Annotated in this window: 17 protein-coding genes; 3 read left to right on the forward strand and 14 right to left on the reverse strand. The window is 39.8% G+C overall.

The annotated features are described in order from the left end of the window. Positions 1-200: 200 nt before the first annotated feature. The 8 genes from BQ5903_RS08010 to BQ5903_RS08045 form a co-directional block, all read right to left on the reverse strand. A complete protein-coding gene (locus tag BQ5903_RS08010; protein WP_010497049.1) occupies positions 201-2,282 on the reverse strand; it encodes an LTA synthase family protein in 2,082 nt (693 codons plus the stop codon). Between the two features lie 102 nt (positions 2,283-2,384). After that, positions 2,385-2,618, reverse strand: a complete 234-nt coding sequence (locus tag BQ5903_RS08015) for a YkuJ family protein (RefSeq protein ID WP_010497047.1) — start codon at positions 2,616-2,618, stop codon at positions 2,385-2,387. Positions 2,619-2,841: 223 nt separating this feature from the next. Continuing rightward, on the reverse strand, positions 2,842-3,855 hold the full coding sequence (locus BQ5903_RS08020) for a lysylphosphatidylglycerol synthase transmembrane domain-containing protein (RefSeq protein ID WP_079579301.1): 1,014 nt from the start codon (positions 3,853-3,855) through the stop codon (positions 2,842-2,844). Next, the gene (locus tag BQ5903_RS08025) at positions 3,855-4,880 is read right to left on the reverse strand and encodes a glycosyltransferase family 4 protein (protein ID WP_010497042.1); all 1,026 of its coding nucleotides are present in this window, start codon (positions 4,878-4,880) and stop codon (positions 3,855-3,857) included. The genes BQ5903_RS08020 and BQ5903_RS08025 overlap by 1 nt, the downstream gene beginning before the upstream one ends. A gap of 23 nt (positions 4,881-4,903) precedes the next feature. After that, positions 4,904-6,082: a glycosyltransferase family 4 protein gene (locus tag BQ5903_RS08030; RefSeq protein ID WP_010497040.1), complete on the reverse strand. Its 1,179-nt coding sequence runs from the start codon at positions 6,080-6,082 to the stop codon at positions 4,904-4,906. Between the two features lie 224 nt (positions 6,083-6,306). Continuing rightward, positions 6,307-8,028 (reverse strand): phosphoenolpyruvate--protein phosphotransferase, encoded by a 1,722-nt coding sequence (gene ptsP / locus BQ5903_RS08035; protein WP_079579302.1) that lies wholly within the window; start codon positions 8,026-8,028, stop codon positions 6,307-6,309. After that, positions 8,028-8,294 (reverse strand): phosphocarrier protein HPr, encoded by a 267-nt coding sequence (locus BQ5903_RS08040; protein ID WP_010497037.1) that lies wholly within the window; start codon positions 8,292-8,294, stop codon positions 8,028-8,030. Before BQ5903_RS08040 ends, ptsP begins: the two co-directional genes overlap by 1 nt. 356 nt (positions 8,295-8,650) lie before the next feature. Beyond that, positions 8,651-8,845: a hypothetical protein gene (locus BQ5903_RS08045; RefSeq protein WP_010497036.1), complete on the reverse strand. Its 195-nt coding sequence runs from the start codon at positions 8,843-8,845 to the stop codon at positions 8,651-8,653. Between the two features lie 181 nt (positions 8,846-9,026). Here BQ5903_RS08045 and BQ5903_RS08050 point away from each other — a divergent pair, with 181 nt between their 5' ends. The 3 genes from BQ5903_RS08050 (at position 9,027) to BQ5903_RS08060 (ending at position 13,095) form a co-directional block, all read left to right on the forward strand. Continuing rightward, positions 9,027-11,249 carry an ATP-dependent Clp protease ATP-binding subunit gene (locus BQ5903_RS08050; protein ID WP_079579303.1) on the forward strand — a complete coding sequence of 741 codons (2,223 nt, stop codon included), beginning with the start codon at positions 9,027-9,029 and terminating at the stop codon, positions 11,247-11,249. Positions 11,250-11,477: 228 nt separating this feature from the next. Continuing rightward, a complete protein-coding gene (locus tag BQ5903_RS08055; RefSeq protein WP_010497034.1) occupies positions 11,478-11,759 on the forward strand; it encodes a DUF1827 family protein in 282 nt (93 codons plus the stop codon). Positions 11,760-11,967: 208 nt separating this feature from the next. Then, positions 11,968-13,095: a MucBP domain-containing protein gene (locus tag BQ5903_RS08060; RefSeq protein ID WP_079579304.1), complete on the forward strand. Its 1,128-nt coding sequence runs from the start codon at positions 11,968-11,970 to the stop codon at positions 13,093-13,095. 207 nt (positions 13,096-13,302) lie between these two features. On the opposite strand, the gene BQ5903_RS08065 is transcribed toward BQ5903_RS08060, so the two are convergent. The 6 genes from BQ5903_RS08065 to rlmD all read right to left on the reverse strand — a co-directional run bounded on the left by BQ5903_RS08065 (position 13,303) and on the right by rlmD (position 21,476). Continuing rightward, on the reverse strand, positions 13,303-14,880 hold the full coding sequence (locus tag BQ5903_RS08065) for a peptide chain release factor 3 (protein ID WP_010497032.1): 1,578 nt from the start codon (positions 14,878-14,880) through the stop codon (positions 13,303-13,305). A 114-nt stretch (positions 14,881-14,994) separates the two neighbouring features. Beyond that, positions 14,995-16,359 (reverse strand): hemolysin family protein, encoded by a 1,365-nt coding sequence (locus BQ5903_RS08070; protein WP_079579305.1) that lies wholly within the window; start codon positions 16,357-16,359, stop codon positions 14,995-14,997. Positions 16,360-16,430: 71 nt separating this feature from the next. Then, positions 16,431-17,882: an ATP-binding cassette domain-containing protein gene (locus BQ5903_RS08075; RefSeq protein ID WP_056971524.1), complete on the reverse strand. Its 1,452-nt coding sequence runs from the start codon at positions 17,880-17,882 to the stop codon at positions 16,431-16,433. 185 nt (positions 17,883-18,067) lie between these two features. Further along, positions 18,068-19,114, reverse strand: a complete 1,047-nt coding sequence (locus tag BQ5903_RS08080; RefSeq protein ID WP_010497029.1) for an NAD(P)H-dependent glycerol-3-phosphate dehydrogenase — start codon at positions 19,112-19,114, stop codon at positions 18,068-18,070. A gap of 265 nt (positions 19,115-19,379) precedes the next feature. Next, positions 19,380-19,925, reverse strand: a complete 546-nt coding sequence (locus BQ5903_RS08085; RefSeq protein WP_010497028.1) for a DUF402 domain-containing protein — start codon at positions 19,923-19,925, stop codon at positions 19,380-19,382. A gap of 120 nt (positions 19,926-20,045) precedes the next feature. Continuing rightward, positions 20,046-21,476 (reverse strand): 23S rRNA (uracil(1939)-C(5))-methyltransferase RlmD, encoded by a 1,431-nt coding sequence (gene rlmD, locus BQ5903_RS08090; protein ID WP_407936219.1) that lies wholly within the window; start codon positions 21,474-21,476, stop codon positions 20,046-20,048. Positions 21,477-21,549 lie beyond the last annotated feature (73 nt).

Genomic DNA, 21,549 nt, shown 5'->3' on the forward strand with positions numbered 1-21,549 from the left:
CATAAAGCGGCTAAAAACTATTTGATCAATTCGTTAACAGACTCTCAAAACCATGAATTCAGATAACTGCTACGGATCAGCCAGTACACATAATCTTCCTCCGCCAATTTCTTGCAATAAAAAAAACGTCTCTTGTGCAGCCGAACGGCAACAAAAAAACAGCCCCCAAATAAGTAAGGGACTGTTAAAAAAAATCTATTTTATTTATTGTCATCATCTTTTAATTCAGGAGCATCAGTTTCATACAGATCTTGAGTGGACTTTCCGCCATTTTGATCTATCAAACTAGATTTCTTCTCACGACGTGCCTTCTTCAATGCTTTGATCCCGTCTGAATATTTATATTTATACTGCGATTTATCCACTTTGTTAAAGTCCTGTGGCGTGTAGAAACGTAATAAATCCCCAGTTGTGATCTTGTCAGACATTGACAGCGACTTATCAGTATGATCTTGTTGCTCTTTTAAAATCTGCTTTTGCTGGGCAGTCAGCTTCTTAGTGTCTATCTTCTTACCCTGGTTATCATAAACCTTACTGCCAAGTTTACTTAAATCAGGAGAAACAAAGTCCCCGTTCCGGAAAGCAACTGTCTGATTTCTATTAGTCGACAGCAGATCATTGCCTAGTTGAATAGTATCATCATCTTTAATACCCAAAAGGTCCATTAACGTCGGCATCACGTCGATCTCACCGCCGTATGTATGATTGACCCCACCTTGCAAATTATTAGAATGGATCATAAACGGAACTTTCTCTAACATCGCTAAGTCGTATTTAGAGACAGACTTCTTACCTAAAAGCTTTGCCAATGCTTTTGGATGATTATTGGAAATACCATAGTGATCACCATAAGCAACGATCATCGAATCATCATACAAGCCTGACTTCTTGAGATAATTAATGAATTCGCCAAACGCTTGATCTAGATAATGAGCAGTTTGAACGTAGCCATCAACGGTTTTGTCACCAGTCTTGGTCTTAGCGATCGATTGATTCTGCTTATCCAAATCATATGGGTAATGGTTAGTAACAGTAATGATCTTAGCATAAAACGGCTGCGGCAACTGCTCGAGATACTTAGCAGACTGCTTCAGAAAAATCTTATCTTTCATCCCATAGCCATTATTATAATCATCTTTATCATCGAAATAAGCCGAGTCAAAAAAGTACTGATAGCCCCATGACTTATAGGTATTATCACGATTCCAAAAACTACCCACATCGCCATGCATTGAAGCTGTTGCATATCCTCTTTGATCTAAAAACGCTGGTAAAGCCTGGTAGGTATTAGAAGAACCGTAAGATGTCATACTAGAACCAGAAGGCAAACCATATAAAGAAGTTTCTAACATCGTTTCCGCATCAGATGTTTTACCTTGACCAACCTGATTAAAGAAATTATCAAAAGACATGGTATGTTGATCCGCATAGAACCGGTTGATATTCGGTGTCACTTCTTCGCCATCAGATTTGTAATTTATCAAGAATTGCTGGAAACTTTCCAGATGGAAAATAAAGACATTTTTGCCTTTTTCTTTGCCATAATACGACACATTCGGCTGCGAACGATTTTTGTTGACGAAATCCAAGACCTTGTCCACATCACTACTATTGGCATTTTTTCTAGTAGATGTTTGCTGATGCGTTTGATAAGCTGAATATCCGGCAAAAAAATCAACGCCTAAGTACTTGACAATATAGTTATTATCAAAAGTTCGGGTCAATAATTGCGAACGGTCGCCTTCTGCCAAGCTCAAGTTGATCCCAAATAAAACAATGGCAATAACTGAAGTAATGGCACCATAACGTCTCTTAGGACGGGACTGATCAGGCTGGATCACCTTAAACGACATCATCAATATCAGGATCACAACATCCAAGAATAACAAAAAGTCAGTCGGATGAATGATCTCTAAAATACTAGAACCCAGATTATTTGAAACGGAGCTAGAAGATTTAATAATACCAAATGATAAGAAATCTGAGAACTCACGATAATATAATGTATTAGCGAATAGCCAAGTGGATTGGATCAGACTCACAATGATCTCGATCCAATAAGACTTTTTGCCGCCAAAATATAAACCAATACCTATCAAAAGTAATCCAACAGGAAGCGGATTTAATAACAGCAAAAATTGCTGCATTGTGTTATTAACACCTAAAGTAAAGTTATTTTGATAAGCAAGGTATGTTTTAAGCCAGAATAAAAAAAGGACTAGCCAGAAAAAACCTGCTCTGTTACTTAAAACTTGCCGTGTTTTTTTAAAAAACGAATTCATTTTACAAAATTCCTCCAAATTAAAAACTTGCCTGCTGACAAGTATAAAGGATTAATAAAAAAGAAAAACTGAAAATACAATATCTTCAGTTTAACTTAATAATCAATAATCAAGCAAGTCGTAAATTTCTATTGCAGCTAGATCAATGTTATCGAATTGAAATTTTTGTTTGGTACTGATCTCTTCTAATTCAAAGGCGTTTGCTTTCGGGTCGTAAGTAACTACACCACGTTCTTCCCCTTCTTTTTCAAAACGTCTTGAAACTACTTCATCATCGGCACTCTTGATCATTGCATCCAAGCGCGAAATAATCGCAACTAATTGTGAATTTTCCATGACAAACCCCTTTTCCACTCTTTAAAACTGCTAAATAGGTACCAGACAAAACTATCTGATATATCTATTACATACAAAAACGATAATAACATTTTCTTAAACAAAATAAAATTGAAATTCTTAAATTAGGTCGATTTGGCCTCTTTTTTTACTAGTACTTAACAAGCAGCAAAACCCAATCGTTCAAAAAAAGCCCCAGTTAAAAACTGAAGCTTGGAAGAACTCACTGCTTGATCCTATAAGGTTCCACAGCCAAACCGCCCATTCCCAAAAACATTCCTAAATAATATGTGATCAAACGCCAAAGTATCATTGCTAAGACGACTTTCCCATTTTGGGTCAAAAAGGTAGCAAAAATAACAGAAAAGCTAAACTCAGCGCCGCCTAATCCACCCGGTAATGGAAACAACGAAATAATCATTACGATCAAAATGTGCATACCAACGACCGTCAACGGATCAATATTAGTCACCCTTAAAGAAAGTAAAATAAAGTATGGGATGACATAGTAAAATAAAAGCTGTCCTAAAGTTAACAAACTGACCTTGACCAATGTAAGTGGATCATCGCGTAGGCTTAAACTTTCAAGGTAAAAATTATCGATTTTTTCGGTGAAATAAGCATTGTAACGCTGATAAGTCTCTGGTTTCGCCCACCACTTCACAGGTTTTAGGCAAACCCCAACAAGCTTTTTCGTAAAAGAATGCCAGTACATGATCATTAACAGCCCAGCAATTACAAAAAAATGAATTGAGAATCCAAAAATCACAAGGGCAGATAAAGCATGCAATTTTGCTGCTAAGTAATGAAATTGTGCTACCAAACTAATCAAAAAGCACACGACTATCATCGATTGATAAACCACGAATTTCATCAACATTTTAGAAGCTGCACGGCCCGCATCGATCCCAGACTGTAATAATGCGAACAGCTGCGCAGGCTGGCCACCGCTTTGAAAAGGGGTGATACCGTTAAATAATTGTTCGATCAATGGTACCCGAAAAGCATCTCGAAAGCGAAAGCCAGGATACTGCTTCTTTAATAACACATAGACGATCGCTCCCTCAAACAATAAGGAGATCAGCATACACAGCACTGCAAAGATCAACCAGTACCATCTCAGATCAGCAAGCTCATGTCTGATAATATGGAACGGTACATCTTTCATCGAATAGATAAAAATTCCCACACCTACTAGTATGACAACTAATAAGCTCAACTTATTTTTCCAATTCATCAGCGGCCCAACTTTGCTTGTCCTGTATAATATTCACGCCAAACTTCAGCCATATGATCTTCATTGTAATAAGCAGAAGCACGAACAGCTTTATCCTTCAACTCACCTAAAGCTTGTCGATCAGCCTTAAAGTGCTCAATTTTAGCTTTCATCTGGACGACATCAACAGCCGGTTCATAATAACCAGTTAAAATTGAATGATACAGCTCCAGATCACGTAACAATACTGGCACTTCACAACTAAAAGCTTCCAATACACTCATCGGGAACAATTCATTGTAAGAAGGCAACAAGAACAGATCGGCTAAATTATAGTACTCATTCATTTCCTGCCGTGCTACTATTCCCGGGAAAAATAAATTAGCTGGCGGATCATCGACGACCTTCTTGAGTTCGTTATATCCATCAGTCATCTTCCCGAAAGAAAAGCCGCCAACCCAGACGAATTGCACATCAGGTAATTGTTGCGCTAATTTAATAAAATCAAAAAGCCCCTTACGTGCCTGAACCTGACCGACCCCGATCACTGTAAATTTATGAGGATCTAAGCCATGTTTAGCACGCAGTTTATTTTTTTGCTCCTGCTTCAACGGATAAAATTCTTTTTTAGATACAAAATTAGGGATATAGGTGATCTTATTCTTAGCGATCCCATATGCAACTAATTTTGGAATAAACGACGGATTGACCACTACCAAAGCGTCCATCCTCTTATAAAAAGAAATCATATATGAATTAAAGACCTTGGCAGCCAATGCGGGCATTTGCAGACTGCCCTTCATCGTTTCCGGCAAAAAGTGAACGTAACCTACCTTCCGACCACTTTTCGGCGAAAATGTCGATAAGTAAAACTGCGGGTCGATCGTGTGATAATGACTAACGTCAGCACTGCCAAAACGATTAACGATCAAGTTTATCTCGGTCGGATAATGTTTTTCCAATAAATCGATCAATTCAGAGTAAGCGCTGCCCACTCCTTGTCCGTCGACTTTAGCCGCGGACGAATACATACGGATTGTTAACATGTTGATCGCTCCTACACAAAACTTTAAATACTTTCTCTTGAACGACTCGCTTGAGCCTCAGCAAAGAAAGTAAAACTATCCTGATAAAACTGCATGATCTGTTCGCCAAAATTTTCTGCCGAAATACTGGCAATTTTTTCCTCGCGAAACCTTTGATCATTAAACTTGGCCGGTTCATTCAAATATTTGACCACTTCTTGGACAAATTGCACTGGGGTTTCAAAAATAGTCCCAATATTTAAGTTATCCAACAAATCATCTGTATATGGGCCACTAGCAGCAACAACTTTTAAACCGGCAGCAATGGCTTCGATAAAAGTTAATCCCTGTGATTCTGAAATAGAAGTAGAAACAAAGAGATCTGCCATATGATAATAAGCAGGTACATCATCGTGATCGATCTCTCCAGTAAAAATGATTTTGTCAGTCAAACCCATCTGCGCAACTTGTTGACTTAGTTGGTCCTTAGCTGGACCATCACCGCAAATCATCAATTTCACTCCTGGGACTTGTTTTTGGATCTCAGGGAATGCATCAATCAACCGATCAATATCCTTTTCATAGGCGACTCGACTCAACGTTAACATTAAAGGCGTCTTCGAAGAAATATCATATTTTTCCCGTAACTTCGTATTTTTTGGCCCAGAAAATTTTCTGACATCTACTCCTGTGGGAATAACCGAAATCGGCTCTTTGACACCATAACCGGTCAAAGTATCCAAGACACGGGTACTAGGTGCGACTATTCCCGCCATGTGCTCGCAATAAGTTTTACTGAGCTGTTTAACATGCGAAGGCCGTAAAACTTTGCCTTTCATCACATAATGTAAATAATCCTCATACATCGTATGGTAAGTATGCACGCATGGGATCTTCAAATTTTTAGCAACAAACTTGCCGATCATTCCCATTGAAAATTCTGTCTGTGTGTGAACCAGATCCAAGTTGAGCTCTTTGGCGATCTCATACGCTTGAAAAAGACCACGGACAGCGATCCTGCGATCCGTAAACGAAATGAAAGGAAGACTCGTAAATCGAAAAACATTTCTTTCAAAAACGTTTTGATCGACCTTAGGGTCCGTTGTTGTAAAAATGTACACATTATTCCCCAAACTCTCTAGTTGTTCACGCAATGTTTTGATCGAAGTCGCAACACCGCTGACTTGCGGATAATATGTATCTGTAAATATACCTATATTCACGGTGATCCCCCTTAGTCTGAATAATAGTCAAGTATCATTATATTGTTTTCGACAACTATAAGCAACTAAATGCCTGTTAACACAATCTTTTCTTAAACAATTTATTTTAAAAACGACAAAGCTGATTATACAGTCTTCCACTTACTTGTCAAACTGTTTACAACAAAAAAAGCTCGAATAAGCCCACAAAATGCGAGTTATTCGAACCTCTAATTTATTTGTAATTAGTCAGTATACTTGTGTACTAAATCAACAACTTCTTCAGTTGTTTCACATTCAGTCACAGCTTTATCAGCTAATTCTTTCATCTTGTTTGTGTCAAGTTTCTTCAACAAGCTACGAGTCTTCAAAATTGAAGTTGCACTCATTGAATACTCATCTAATCCTAAACCTGCAAGCAATGGAACAGCGACTTGATCGCCGGCCATTTCACCACACATGCCAGTCCATTTGCCTTCCTTATGGGAAGCATCGATGATATTCTTGATCAAACGTAACAATGAAGGATTATATGGTTGATACAAGTATGAAACGTGTTCGTTGCCCCGGTCTGCAGCCATTGAGTACTGAATCAAGTCGTTAGTACCGATACTAAAGAAATCAGCGTATTTAGCTAACTTGTCAGCAATCATTGCAGCTGCAGGGATCTCCATCATCATACCAACTTCGATATCATCAGAAACCTTAACACCGTCAGTAACCAACTTAGCCTTTTCTTCTTCAAAGACAGCCTTAGCATCTTTGAATTCTTTGACTGTTGCGATCATTGGGAACATGACTGCTAAACGGCCATAGGCAGAAGCACGTAACAAAGCTCGTAACTGTGTCCGGAAAATATCTTGGCGATCCAAAGAGATCCGGATAGCACGATAACCCAAGAACGGATTTTGTTCTTCAGGTAATGGCAAATAAGGTAATTTCTTATCGCCGCCAATATCCATCGTGCGCACAACTACTTGTTTGCCATTCATACCTTCAACTGCTTGTTTGTATGCTTCAAATTGGTCATCCTCAGATGGCAACTCGGAAGCATCCATGTATAAGAATTCAGATCTGAATAAGCCAACTGCTTCGGCACCATTATCAGTGGCACCTTCAACATCTTTTGGAGTACCAATATTGGCACCAAGAGTAACTTGCTTACCATCAGCAGTAACAGACTGTTCGTTTTTCAACTGAGCCCATTCTGCTTTTTGTGCGGCAAAGTCGTCAGCTTTTTGCTGATATTCTTTTAATTCAGCATCACTTGGGTCAACTAAAGCATCACCATTAATACCATCGATGATCACTGTTTGATCAGCTTTAATGTCATCCGTAGCGGAACCGGAACCAACAATAGCTGGGATCTCCAGTGTCCGTGACATGATTGCAGAATGTGATGTCCGTCCACCAATATCAGTGATAAACCCTTTGACATACTTACGGTATAATTGAGCTGTATCAGATGGTGTCAAATCATGAGCTACAATGACAACTTCTTCATTGATCAAAGCAGGACTCGGTAAGGTAACACCCAGTAAATGACTCATCAAACGTTTCGTAACATCACGAACATCACCAGCACGTTCTTGCATGTAGGCATTATCGGTCATACCTTCAAACATTTGAATGAACATGTCAGTCACACTCTTGACTGCAGCTTCTGCGTTAACTTTATCATTCTTGATTTTATCACTGATCTGACCCAACATTTCTGGATCAGAAAGAATGGTCAAATGCGCCTCGAAAACCTGTGCTTCTTCATCACCCAAATTTTCAGCAGCTTTAGTTTTAATGACCTCAAGCTCTTTTTTCGAAGCTGCAACAGCGTCGTTTAAACGAGCAATTTCAGCTTCTGGGTCATCAATTTTTGTCTCGGAAAATGATAAATCGGGTTGCACAAGCATGTAAGCTTTAGCTGCGGCAATACCATCACTGGCTGCTATCCCTTTCAACATTTTCGTCATTATTCAGCAAGTCCTTCCTTTTTCATTGTCTCAGCAACTGCTGCAATAGCATCTGCTTCATCTGCACCTTCGGCAGTAATAGTTACGTCTGAACCTTGGCCAACGCCCAAAGACATAACACCCATGATCGACTTCAAATTAACTGATTTGTCGTTGAATGCCAATGTGATGTCAGAATTGAATTTGCTTGCTGCCTGTACCAACAAAGTAGCAGGACGAGCGTGAATACCTGTTTCTGCAATTACGTGAAAGTCTTTCTTTTCCATTTTAAACCATTCTCCTTTGAGTATAAAAAATTGTTGAGCTTGACCAATGAAAAGTGAGACAAATTTTCCGAACACGTTTACATTTAAAACTGTCCATAAAATGCTACTTCATGGTAAAACTCGCTAAAAAAATAATACCATGTATCATGTGATAAAACAAGTTTGTTTTGCTTTCCAATCATATGAGTTCACGCGATAAAGCGCTAAAATCAAAGGTTCTGCGTGTAGCTAATGTTTAAACAAGGTGCTACCCTATGCGATTGTATTTTCATAGTTTTTCATTAATTGAATTGAAAACTATCTTTTGCACAATTCATTTTCATCATATTAAACTACATCTTACAGATAAAATAATCTTATTCATGCTCCGATGTGTGATCATAGTGATAGACAGCTCCACCGCCGCGTTTAGCACTCCCCACAACTTTTTTGCGATGCGAATACTCCATCAAAACTTTTTGAAAGTCCATAAATTCGTCCGTATTGATCTCGAATTCCTCTAATTCACCCGAACGTATCTGCTCTAACATCTGCTGATAATCTTTGCTCATAACTGCCCCTTCTTTCCTTATTTAATTCCGAATGCAATTATAGCATGAAAAACAAATATTTTTCTAAGCGTATAGCTTGAAGTTTTCTCAGAACTTTGTATAATAAAACCATAAAGGTCAAAGAAGGTCAAATGTTTTTGACTTTCAAAACCTGATCTTACGAAAGGTCGTGAAAAAATATATGTTATGTCAAAATTGTCATCAGAACCCAGCAACGATCCATTTGACAACTAGTATCAACGGTCGGCAAACTTCGATCGATCTTTGCCAAAACTGTTATCAGAAGTTAAAAGATCAAGCTGGGAATAACGGTCGTTCTAGTTCCATGATGCAAGATCCATTTGGTTTTGGTAACCTAGACGACTTATTCCGAGCAATGTCTAGTGACCAACAAGGTGCACAAAGACAAGGACAAGTTCCGCCAACTCAAGCTGCTGGCGGTAATGGCCGCAATAACGGTAGCAATACGATCCTCGGTCAGTATGGCCTGGACCTTACTAATGAGGCTCAAAATGGCAGGATCGACCCAGTGATCGGTAGAGATAAAGAAATTGAGCGCGTGATCGAGATCTTAAACCGGCGAACAAAAAATAATCCAGTCTTGATCGGTGAAGCTGGTGTTGGTAAAACAGCTGTTGTTGAAGGCTTGGCCCAAAAAATTGTTGATAATGATGTTCCGCAAAAATTGCAAAATAAAAAAGTTGTCCGCTTAGATGTTGTTTCACTCGTTCAGGGCACGGGGATCCGTGGTCAGTTCGAAGAGCGGATGAAACAATTAATGGATGAATTGAAAAAAGAGAAGAATACGATCCTCTTTATTGATGAAATTCATGAGATCGTGGGTGCTGGCAATGCCGAAGGCGGTATGGACGCGGGTAACGTTTTGAAACCAGCCCTGGCTCGTGGCGAACTGCAATTGGTCGGTGCTACAACATTAAATGAATATCGGACGATTGAAAAAGATGCTGCCTTAGCTCGTCGTTTACAACCGATCCAAGTCGATGAACCTTCAGTTGAAGAAACGATCAAGATCTTGCAAGGGATCAGTGGCAAATATGAAGATTATCATCACGTTAAGTTTTCTGAAAAATCTTTGGAAGCTGCAGCTACTCTATCAGACCGTTATATTCAAGACCGTTTCTTGCCTGATAAAGCAATTGACCTCTTGGATGAAGCCGGCTCGAAGAAAAACCTAACGATTCATACAGTTGATCCAGCAGTGATGGATGAAAAAATCAACAAGGCTGAAGAAGAAAAGCAGGCCGCTTTGAAAGCTGAGGACTATGAAAAAGCTGCTTACTATCGTGATCAAGTTTCCAAGTTCAATAAGATGAAGGAAAACTCGACGACTGATGAGTCGACTCCTGAGATCACTGAAAAAGATATGGAAAAGATCGTCGAAGAAAAAACAGACATTCCAGTTGGCGAATTAAAAGAAAAAGAGCAAACACAACTGAAGAATTTAGCAAATTCACTAGAACAGCATGTGATCGGGCAAGACCAAGCTGTGACGAAGGTTGCGCGGGCGATCCGGCGTAACCGGGTCGGCTTTAACAAATCCGGCCGTCCGATTGGTTCTTTCTTATTCGTTGGTCCAACCGGTGTCGGTAAAACTGAAACTGCTAAGCAATTAGCTCGTGAGTTATTCGGAACCGAAGATGCAATGATCCGCTTTGATATGAGTGAATACATGGAGAAATTCTCAGTTTCGAAACTGATTGGTTCACCGCCAGGATATGTTGGCTATGAAGAAGCTGGTCAATTAACCGAACAAGTTCGGCGTCACCCATACAGCTTGATTTTGTTGGATGAAGTTGAAAAGGCCCATCCGGATGTTTTGCACACATTCTTACAGATCTTAGATGATGGACGTTTAACAGATTCTCAGGGTCGGACAGTGTCCTTTAAGGATACGATCATCATCATGACTTCTAACGCCGGCAGTGGTGATTCTGTTTCTTCCGTAGGTTTTGGTGCTGAAGCTTCCGGTGAGACTCATTCAATTTTGAACAGCTTATCCAAATACTTCAAACCTGAATTCTTGAACCGTTTTGACGGTATCGTTGAATTTAATGCTTTATCCAAGGAGAATTTGCATCACATTGTTTCCTTAATGTTAGATGATGTTAACGAAATGTTGGCTGCTAAAGGGATCGAACTTCACGTTACTGGTCCAGTTGCTGATAAATTAGTTGACCTTGGTTATGACCCGAAGATGGGTGCACGTCCATTACACCGTGTTATTCAAGAACAACTAGAAGATAAGATAGCTGATTATTATCTTGACAATCCTAACAATAAGAACTTATCTGCTCGACTTGAAGATGGCGTGATCAAGATCACTAAAAATGATGAGCCAGTCGAAAAGTCTGCTGAAGATAGCAGTTCCCATACAACTGAATAGTAATTAGTGCTTGCACAGGCGCTCAGTATGTTGAGCGCCTGTGCTTTTTTTCGCTGTTTTTGATTAAAACATAGTAATTTATCACTTTCCTTTAATAATTGACTTATTTCACAAACTTTATGTTTTATGGGAGTTAAAAAATCTCCTCTTTTGAGTACTTTAAATTTTTGGATTGGTAAATTTTAATATATAATATAGTCAAAGGACAAAACACTGGGAGGTCATAAAATGTTGAATTTAGTCGACGTTACAAATAGTTATGCACATGAGATCAGCAAAGAACTAAGAAATTCACCTGCTCACTTTATTAAAGTTTACACGCTGGGGAATTCGATCGTCGTTCACAAAAAAAAGGAAAGTTCCAACGAGATCGTGATCTCTAATAAATTACGTTCCATCACAGAAAAAGAGATCAATTTTGTTTTAGACAACCTCTTAGGTGAATCCAAGGCCGATGCTACCATCTCCAGAGCGGATAAAGTGATCGAGATCCAGTCTGACCTCAGTTAAAACAAGAGTCCAAACAATTTAAAAAAATATTTCAGCCAGCAAAATACGCTTTCAGTTTTGAACCTGGGTTCGGACTCTAGTATATTTTGCTTTTTTAATGTTTTTAACTAAGTTGTGCAAGCATTACTAAATTCATATTTAAAAAAGCTCCCTTGTTACGTTATAATAATAAGTAAGAAATAAAATTTAGGTGGAAGAGGTGGATTGTATGTCAGGTTTCGAACCATTTAACGTTATCAAACGCGGTTTGAAAGTACTTAGAAAAGAATTTTCAGCTGAAAAAAACGAAAAAACACCTTCCACAACAGAATATACTCAGACACGTATTTATCATGAAAATAACGACTCTAAAGTCACAATACGACCTGAGATCCACTCTGAGATCATGAGTGTTTCAAAAAAACAAAGTTTTAACCAAGGTGTACTGACTTCAACTAGTGCAAGTGCACGTCCGATCCCTGCTGCTTTATTGGTCTTGTATCTAGATGAAAAACAAAATTATTTGGCAGCGGCTCAAGTTTTACATGGCTATCGCGGACAAGAAATTGATCTCAAGCTGAAACGATTTAGCGATTATTATATCAGTCAAATCGAAGGCTATACATCTACTTTCATTCACAAATATGGTGTGATCAAAATCCACTATCATAGGCATCAAGCAGCAGTTGTGTGGCTATTGGCCAAAGATATAGATCAACAAACAATGCTGGCTAAACCTGAATTTGTCCGCGGAAAATTACATGCCCCCTATTCCCTGGTTGCTCCAAGTTTCGCTAATTATCGTTTATTGCAGGCTCGGGGACCGGTAACTGGGCATTTCTTGGAAAGACAACAGTTTGTGACTTATTTGTACCGTCAGAAATTATGGGAAAAAGTTGACGAAGAGTTACGGTTGTTAAAAACCACTGACTTCATTAAATGCGTCAGTGAACCCCACGGTCGAACTTTAAAGATGACTTTAGCTAAAAATACTTTTTGGCAAATTTTTAAAACCGTCACAACGACTGACAACCAGATCTGGTATTGTTTAGGCGGAAATACCTGGGTAAAAGCTGACGAAAATATCAAATTAGTTGATAAAAACAAATATTTAACACAGATGGCTCAAACCAATAATGTCCCTGAAAGTTATGCTGTTTCCCTTAAAGCATCAGCCAGGATCGATTTTATTCCAGGCAAAAAGGTTAATTTATATGATCTTCCTTGCGGTAAAAAAACAGCACAATTAATGGATGGTCAGACTGTTAAACTTAGCGCACAAAAAAACATCAACGGTATGCAGTGGTACCAAGTTGCTAATGTCGGCTGGTTACTAGCCGAATATTTAAAATTTTAAAACCTAAAAAGCTCGCGTCCTTCTCGTTTTCCTGAAGAAAAAGAAAGACTCGAGCTTTTTTGAAATTAAATGCCACTTTGTTTTTATAGTCAAGTTCCAACAAGCAAGAAGCTCCGTCTATCCAACTTCAACCCCACAGTACTAAAAACGTACTATGGGATTAAAGTCCGATATACTCGCTTCTTCCCGCTTGTTTCCACTTTGTTTTTATAGTAATGAAAACAGCTTAACATCTGGATATTTATCAGCAAACCAGCGTTCAGCAAACTCGTTTTCAAATAAGAATAATGGCTTTTCGTTTCGATCTTTAACCAGCATATTTCTGGAACTAGCCATCTTTTCGTCTAATTGTTCTGGATCGATCCAACGGGCGATCTTATGTCCTAACGGAGTCAAAACAACTTCTGAGTGATATTCATTTAGCATCCGGAATTGAAAAACTTCAAACTGCAGCTGCCCTACAGCACCCAAAATGTAATCACCTGTCGAATAACTCTGATACAGCTGAATTGCACCTTCCTGAACTAATTGTTGAATACCTTTATGAAATGATTTTTGTTTCATCACATTTTTAGCAGTGACTCGCATAAATAATTCTGGGGTAAATTGTGGTAATTTGGGATACTCTACCGCATTTTTACCCGTGTAAATAGTATCACCGATCTGAAAATTACCGGTATCATATAATCCAATAATGTCCCCTGCCACTGCACTTTCAACGTTTTCTCTGGTGTCCGCCATAAATTGGGTCGAGTTAGATAAACGCATCTTTTTGTCAGTACGCTTTAAGTTGACATCCATGCCGCGCTCAAACTCTCCGGAACAGATGCGCACAAATGCGATCCGGTCCCGATGGTTTGGATTCATATTAGCCTGGATCTTAAAAATAAAACCAGAAAAATCTTCTGAATCGGGTTGAACTTCGGTCTCTGCAATAGTTTGATGTGAAGCAGGGGCTGGAGCAAACTGCAAATAAGCATCTAGGAAAGTTTTGACCCCAAAATTAGTCAGAGCTGAACCAAAGAAGACTGGTGTAAGTTCACCTTTAGCTATCTTGTCAGCGTCAAATTCATTCCCGGCATCTTTAACTAACTCAACATCATCCAAAACCTGCTGGTAAATGCTGTCCTCAGCTAACTTGTCATCGACTGCCAAGGTCCCGTCTTCATTCAGTGGTAAGAAGTCCTGACCCTTATCTTCTGAATGATAAAGTTCGATCCGGTTATTATAGATGTCATATAAACCCTTGAGACCTTTACCCATTCCAATTGGCCAGTTCATTGCGTAAGCATCAATACCTAAAACATCTTCCAATTCAGCGATGAGATCCAGCGGTTCCCTACTGTCACGATCAAGTTTATTCATAAAGGTGAAAATCGGGATCCCCCGCATTTTACAGATCTGAAACAGCTTTTTGGTCTGAGGTTCGATCCCCTTGGCAGCATCGATCACCATCACCGCAGAGTCAACCGCCATTAAAGTTCGATAAGTATCTTCAGAGAAGTCCTCATGCCCAGGTGTATCCAAAATGTTGATCCTTTTTCCAGCATAGTCAAACTGCATCACTGAACTGGTAACAGAGATCCCACGTTTCTTTTCGATTTCCATCCAGTCTGATTTAGCGAAGTTCCCACTTTTTTTAGCCTTGACCGTTCCTGCAGAACGTAAAACGCCACCAAAAAGCAGCAATTGCTCAGTGATCGTCGTTTTCCCAGCGTCAGGGTGTGATATGATAGCAAAGGTCCGCCGTTTGGCAACTTCACTATCTAATTCTTTTTTATTCATTTTTCTCACTATTCCTCATTTTTATTTATTTCATATTTTAAAAAAAAGGACCGGTTTTAAAATTGTTAACAGACCAGTCCAGTTGTTACTATCCAGATTTTATCAAATTTACTTTCATCGATTTAGTTCAAGTTTAGCTTGAGCCTTCTTCTTCGATTTCTCACGTTCAACTCGATAGTCGACCGCCTCATGCGATAATTCTATTTCTAATTCTAACAAGCGATCATCTTCCATCTTATGAACCACGATCGTTGAACCGTCATCCAGGGTAACTGAATCAACATCGGATTCTTGTGGAATATAGCCAAGTTGCGTGATCACATAGCCGGCAATTGTATCGACATCTGGAACTTGGAGATCTTGACCAAATTCGTCATTAAAATCATCTAAGGCCATTTTTCCTTGAACCAGAAAATCAGCTGGTGTGAGTGAGATCATCATTTGATCCGGTTCATCAGACTCGTCTTCAATTTCCCCAACGATCTCTTCAATCAAATCTTCCAAGGTAACAAGTCCGACCACCCCTCCATATTCGTCCAGCAAGATCGCCATTTGATTTTGCTTTTTCTTCATTTCATAAATCAGTTGATCGATCATAATGGTTTCTGGAACAAAGAAAGGTTCCCGCATCACTTGCCGGATCGTAGTATGTTCGAAACCAAATTGTCGTGCAGCCTTCACCAAGTTTTTAATGTGCACAACACCGATAATATTATCCTTATCTTCATGGTAGACTGGTACACGCGAATAATTCATCTGTAGGATATCATCAATACTTCGGTCATTATCATTCGTAATATCGATCATAAATGCATCAATTCGCGGCACCATTACTTCGCGGGCCATCTTCTCATGTAAAGACAAGATCCCCTCGATCATTTCATATTCGTCGTTATCGATCTCACCTTTACTGCGACCCTCTTCGATCAAATCGACGATATTTTGCCAAGACATTACCTGACTAGGTTCAACCGCTACGATCTTATCCCTGCCCAACAACTTGCAGAACCAGTTGATCGCAAAAACAATTGGAATGAATAATGAAATGACCCAATGCAAAATACGGTAACCCTTTAAGGCTGCTTTAACTGGATCATGAACAACAACTTTTAGTGGCAACTTAACGAACAGCGGCTCGTTTATGGCACTGGCAACTACTCCTAGTACGATCCCACTAACGAGCACACTTGTTAGACTTTCGCCTAGTGCTAAAAAGACAGCCGTTACTAAAAATATCAAGGCAAGCAAACAGGTCGTTAAACGAGCAACCTGCGCCATTTGAAATTCATGAGGTAATCTTTTGATCAAACCTGCGACTTTTTCTTTCTTTTTAGCAGACAACGATTCACTAGCACTTTCAAGCGCCTGATTCGTTGTGGTCTTCAAAGCCCGCTCATATATAGCAAAACAAAAACCTAGTACCATCAACACTAAGGCTAGAATCAACAAACCCCACTGCTGTCCAGGATCAGCATCCATAATTTTCCACCACTCCAATAATTAAGTTTACATGGTATAAATTATACTATATATCAAACACTTTAAACAAATTATTTTGGAACTTTGACGCTATCGCCGGCAGTTAAGTTAATGTCGCTGCCCATATTATTTAGTTCTTGTATCTTAGCAACGGTCGTGGCATATTTCTGAGCCAATTCGCCGATCGTTTCCCCATCGCCAACATTAACTGTTTGTGTTTCTTCTTGTGATGAAGAACTAGCTGAACTTGCGCTCTTTTCAGAACTGGCTTTTTTCTCCGAAGCAGCCTTTTCTGAAGCGGCCTTTTCTGAGCTGGCTTTCTTTTCACTAGCTTGTTTTTTAGCCGCACTCGAGGCCGCAATATCAGAACTGGTATTGCTTTTCTTTTTAGCTGCTGCTAGCGAACTAGAGTCTGCCTTTTCTCTTTTTTCGACCTGAGAAGACTCGCTTGCCTGCTTACCGCTTAGGCTAAACTGCTGACTTTCAGCGAACCACCAACCGCCGCCAAATACCAAAATGACCGCTGCAGTCACTATCCAACCCATTTTACCCGATTTTTTAGGTTGAGCTGGAGCTGGTTCACTTTCAGTATTAACAGTCTTTTCCTTCTTCGCTGTTTTACCAACTGGATCAGCACCGCGTTCCACAAAGAAGGCTTTGCGCATACGCGGTTCATCTTTACGAGTATAACCCTGCTTAAATTGTTCGCTCTTGAACTCATCGTACAAATGACTGATATCAAAGTCGACCTGTTCTTGTTGCTTTTTAGCCAAATAATCATTTTGTTCCGGCAGGCTCAAACCATAATAATAGTCAATAAAGTATTGATACTGTTGCATCACGTCACGTGACGGGCCAAAGTCTTGTTGTTCACCAAACTGCAGCCAAACTGTTCTTTCACAGAAAGCCTCAACGTTCAAACCGCGTGAATCACTAATGAAAAATGAAACCCCGAGATCTTTTAACCGTTGGATCCTTGCCGCCGTTTTTTGAAAGAAATCCTGATCCAACAAGAAAAACAAATCATCGATCAAAACCAATTCTGGTTGAATATATAAGGCGATCCCCAAGCTCAAGCGAGCCCGCATACCAATAGAATATTCCGAAACCGGCCGATACAGCCACTGACCCAGTTCACAAAAATTGATCACTCCGTTGGTCAAATGGTCACCTTTGAAACTATCAATATCAGCTTCAGCGATCTTAGTACGAATGTTTTCCAACCCAGTCTGGTCATCAGCCAAGCCGTGGGTTGCAGAAGCAAGATTGATCCGGCTCGGACAAGTAATAAAGCCAGTCGTTTGTTGTGTTAAACCGGCAATGATCTGCAATAAAGCAGATTTACCTGATCCATTCATCCCGACTAAACCAACAGCTTCGCCATCATTTATGTCTAAAGAGATACCGCGTAATTGCCAAAAACTATCATTTTCGGCAGTTTGTACAACACCTTTGTTACGTTCTTTCTTGTCGATCAACAAAGGACTTTCTTTTGTTATATATTTTAATTCAATTTTAGCCATCATAATCTCCCTGAAATTTTTAAACTCGGATATGTTAAATATTAAAGAAATAGCCAGTAACTGTCAATTACTAGCGGAATAATTAAAGAGAATGAAATAATTGTCCACTACCAATTAATAGGACCTCAACTAAGAGAAAGACAATTTAATTCTCCAGCCGAGGTCCATTTATAATGAGACATGATTTAGTTTTGTTCAGTAAAATTAAAAGTTGAAGCACTTTCTTCTGACTTTCCTTCACGGGTCATCAGTCCGCCCACTTCTTCTTTAATGTCCGCACCTTGGTATAAAACATTATAAATTGCAGTGGTGATCGGCATGTCGATCTGTTTTTGCTGTGCGAGCTCGTAAGCTGCTTGTGTAGTGTTGATCCCTTCGATGACCATTCCCATATCGGCAATCACATCTTGCAGTTTTTTACCGGCACCAAGCTGGTCACCAGCACGCCAATTACGGGAATGGACACTAGTACAAGTAACGATCAGATCTCCGACACCAGAAAGGCCGATAAAGGTCAGCGGATCAGCCCCAAAGGCCACTCCGATCCGACTGATTTCAGCCAGTCCACGAGTCATAAGGGCTGCTTTGGCATCATCGCCATAGCCAAGACCATGCAAAGCACCTGCACCAAGCGCGATAATATTTTTAAATGCAGCTCCTAATTCAACTCCTAAGAGGTCTGGGTTAGTATAAATCCGCAAATACTCGTTCATAAACAAAGACTGAACTTCCTTAGCACATTCTAGGTCTTCACTAGCAGCAGTGATCAGAGTCAAGTCATGGTGCGCAACTTCTTCAGCATGACTAGGTCCGGACAAGGCAACTATCCCCTGCCGATATCCTGATGGGATCTCTTCATCGATGATCTCAGAGATCCGCTTGTAGGTTTTTAATTCCAAGCCCTTGCTGGCATGAACGATCAAGGGAGCATTATTGGTTGAACGCAAAACATCACAGACTTGAACTGCAACCTCACGAATAGCTTTAGTCGGCACAACAAATAACACAACTTCAGCATCCTTCAAAGCTTCATTCATATCTGTTGTTGCATGCAATTTCTCAGAAAAATGATAATCTTTGATGTATTTATTATTGGTATGTTGTGAATTAATTTCGTCAGCTTGAGGAGCCTTATAGGTCCACAATTCAACTTGGTTTTGGTTCTCGATTAAAACATTTGCAAGAACGCTACCCCAAGAACCGGCGCCTAAAACAGCAACTTTTTTACTCATGATCAACGTTTCATCCCAATCTTATTTTTTCGATAATTACGAACTATTTACGAGAGTAACAATACCATATTTATACTTTTCAAGCAATCTGATGACAAATCAAGTCCGATTTAACAAGGTTTTAAACAAATCTGTTTACTAATATTAAATAATTTTCACCGCAAACTAAAAGGACAAAAGCTATCCTTTGATCAAAAAAGTTCAACGACACACAACCTAAGTTGCCATCGTTGAACTTTTTATTGTTATAAACACCGGTCTTGGTTTACTGCCGCTTAGATAATTCCAAGTAGCGATTGTACCAGATCTCGACATATTCTTGTGAAAACGGTCCTTTTTTATGATCGATCCAATCCACTAATGTCCGCACATTATGTTTTAAGATCTTGTCTGTTTCCGCCGAATAATGCCAACGTGAACCAAACTCCTGATATTCATCGACATCTAAGAGCCGCTTTTCCCCATTTGGAAAGACCTTCACATCCAAGTCATAATCAATATACTTCAATGCCTCTTTATCTAAAACCGCCGGTGAAGCCAAATTACAATAATAGGAGATCCCATTATCACGGATCATGGTTACAATATTAAACCAGTAATTAGCATGAAAATAAACCAATGCCGGCTCCCGGGTGAGCCATCTGCGCCCATCAGATTCTGTGACTAAAGTATGGTCATTGCATCCGATCAAAGCATTTTCACTAGTTTTCAAAACCATCGTATCACGCCATGTGCGGTGTAAACTACCATCGTGTTTATAACTCTTTAAAGTAATGAACTCGCCTTCCTTGGGTCCACTGAAATGTCGCATAAACTTCCCTGCTTTCCATAAACACAGGTGTAAATACACCGAAATCACTCTAATTATAGCAAAACAAGCCGAAATGCACAAAGTATATTCCTAGACTTTTGTTCATTTCAGCTTAGTTTTTTATTTTTTCAATTTAAGTTTAACCACTGCTTCACTGCGTGCCGTTTGCGGGAACATATCCAGCGGTTGAATGTATTCTACTGTGTAAGCCTTGGTCAACAAAACCAAGTCAGCAGCCAAAGTTGAGGGATTACAAGAAACGTAAACAAATTTGGCCGGTCGATATTTCAAGATAGTAGCGATCAGCTTATCATCCAGACCGGTTCGTGGCGGATCAACAACCAAAGCATCTGGGATGATCCCTTGACTGGTCCATTTTGCAAACCAATCTTGTGCCGTTCCAACCTCATAGTGGGCGTTAGTCAGACCAGCCAGTTGCGCATTTTGCCGTGCATCAACGATTGCTTCAGGTGTGACATCCATGCCGTAGACCCCACGAGCTTCTTGTGCCAGAAAAATGCCGATCGTTCCGACACCGCAATAGGCGTCAACTAACAGCTCCCCTGCCTCTAAATCAAGAGCTTCCTTCACTTTTGCATATAACTTTTCAGTCTGAAGAGTATTCAGCTGGAAAAAAGCGCGCGCCGACAAACGGTACTCAACATTGCCAATTCTTTCAACTAACTGGTCTTGTCCATAAAGATGAACAGTTTTGGCTCCCCACACTAAAGATGTTTTTTGCGGATTGATATTTTGCATGACCGAAACGACAGCTGGTTCTTGCTTGACCAGATCAGTGATCAGATTATTGATCTGGGGGATCTTTTTAGTCCGACTGACAAGTACGACTTGCAGTTGATGGTTGGCAAAAGACTCACGCACGACCACCGTTTTAACGATCCCTGCATCTTGACGTTCATGGTATGGTTGGATCTTCCACTTGGCTAACAACTTGCAAATCAAACGCACGGTTTTCAGCGAAAGGTCAGTTTGGGTGGAAAATGTTGGCAAGTCAACTAGCTCATGACTGTCTGGACGATACAAACCTGCCTTGATCTTGCCGTGTTCTCCCGCCCGTACCTGGAATTGCAGCTTATTACGGTAATGATACGGCTCTTCCATGCCGATCGCTGCTTTGATCTGATAGTTAGCAAAATCGGCAGGACGGTATTTTTTTAGAGCTTGCTTGATCACATCTCGTTTAAATTTAAGCTGAGCTGGATAAGCCAAATGTTCCAGCTCAATGCCGCCAACATTATAATGATCGATCGGTTTGACCCGGTCTTTGCTCTTCTTTTTGACACGGACCAATTCGCCTTCCAAATATTTCTTTTTTTCAAGCGTGATACGTGCTAACACATCTTCATGTGGTAAGGCTCCCGGAATAAAAATAATCTTCCGCTTATAATAGCCGATGCCTTCACCATTAATCCCAAGTCGTTTAATAGTTACTAAAATGACCTTTTCCAGCAAACTATCACGTTGGGAGCCGTGCTGCTTTTTATTATGTTGTGCTGTATACTGATTATTTTTCATTACTTTTCCCTTCATACCGGCAGTGAAATTAGTTTTCTGTCAGTCTGTCGCTTTCGATTATAACATGCTAACCGTGGAAAATAGCTGC

Origin of the sequence: Ligilactobacillus acidipiscis, assembly GCF_900116935.1 — a bacterium.
Taxonomy (GTDB): Bacteria; Bacillota; Bacilli; order Lactobacillales; family Lactobacillaceae; genus Ligilactobacillus; species Ligilactobacillus acidipiscis.

What these genes read in the sequence shown, in the direction of transcription:
- rlmD (WP_407936219.1), bottom strand. Translation starts at nt 21,476, where the DNA reads ATGAAGGGAAAAGTAATGAAAAATAATCAGTATACAGCACAACATAAT.
- BQ5903_RS08045 (WP_010497036.1), bottom strand. Translation starts at nt 8,845, where the DNA reads ATGAGCAAAGATTATCAGCAGATGTTAGAGCAGATACGTTCGGGTGAA.
- BQ5903_RS08070 (WP_079579305.1), bottom strand. Translation starts at nt 16,359, where the DNA reads ATGGATGCTGATCCTGGACAGCAGTGGGGTTTGTTGATTCTAGCCTTA.
- BQ5903_RS08020 (WP_079579301.1), bottom strand. Translation starts at nt 3,855, where the DNA reads ATGAATTGGAAAAATAAGTTGAGCTTATTAGTTGTCATACTAGTAGGT.
- ptsP (WP_079579302.1), bottom strand. Translation starts at nt 8,028, where the DNA reads ATGACGAAAATGTTGAAAGGGATAGCAGCCAGTGATGGTATTGCCGCA.
- BQ5903_RS08025 (WP_010497042.1), bottom strand. Translation starts at nt 4,880, where the DNA reads ATGTTAACAATCCGTATGTATTCGTCCGCGGCTAAAGTCGACGGACAA.
- BQ5903_RS08080 (WP_010497029.1), bottom strand. Translation starts at nt 19,114, where the DNA reads ATGAGTAAAAAAGTTGCTGTTTTAGGCGCCGGTTCTTGGGGTAGCGTT.
- BQ5903_RS08015 (WP_010497047.1), bottom strand. Translation starts at nt 2,618, where the DNA reads ATGGAAAATTCACAATTAGTTGCGATTATTTCGCGCTTGGATGCAATG.
- BQ5903_RS08050 (WP_079579303.1), top strand. Translation starts at nt 9,027, where the DNA reads ATGTTATGTCAAAATTGTCATCAGAACCCAGCAACGATCCATTTGACA.
- BQ5903_RS08055 (WP_010497034.1), top strand. Translation starts at nt 11,478, where the DNA reads ATGTTGAATTTAGTCGACGTTACAAATAGTTATGCACATGAGATCAGC.
- BQ5903_RS08010 (WP_010497049.1), bottom strand. Translation starts at nt 2,282, where the DNA reads ATGAATTCGTTTTTTAAAAAAACACGGCAAGTTTTAAGTAACAGAGCA.
- BQ5903_RS08065 (WP_010497032.1), bottom strand. Translation starts at nt 14,880, where the DNA reads ATGAATAAAAAAGAATTAGATAGTGAAGTTGCCAAACGGCGGACCTTT.
- BQ5903_RS08060 (WP_079579304.1), top strand. Translation starts at nt 11,968, where the DNA reads ATGTCAGGTTTCGAACCATTTAACGTTATCAAACGCGGTTTGAAAGTA.
- BQ5903_RS08075 (WP_056971524.1), bottom strand. Translation starts at nt 17,882, where the DNA reads ATGGCTAAAATTGAATTAAAATATATAACAAAAGAAAGTCCTTTGTTG.
- BQ5903_RS08040 (WP_010497037.1), bottom strand. Translation starts at nt 8,294, where the DNA reads ATGGAAAAGAAAGACTTTCACGTAATTGCAGAAACAGGTATTCACGCT.
- BQ5903_RS08085 (WP_010497028.1), bottom strand. Translation starts at nt 19,925, where the DNA reads ATGCGACATTTCAGTGGACCCAAGGAAGGCGAGTTCATTACTTTAAAG.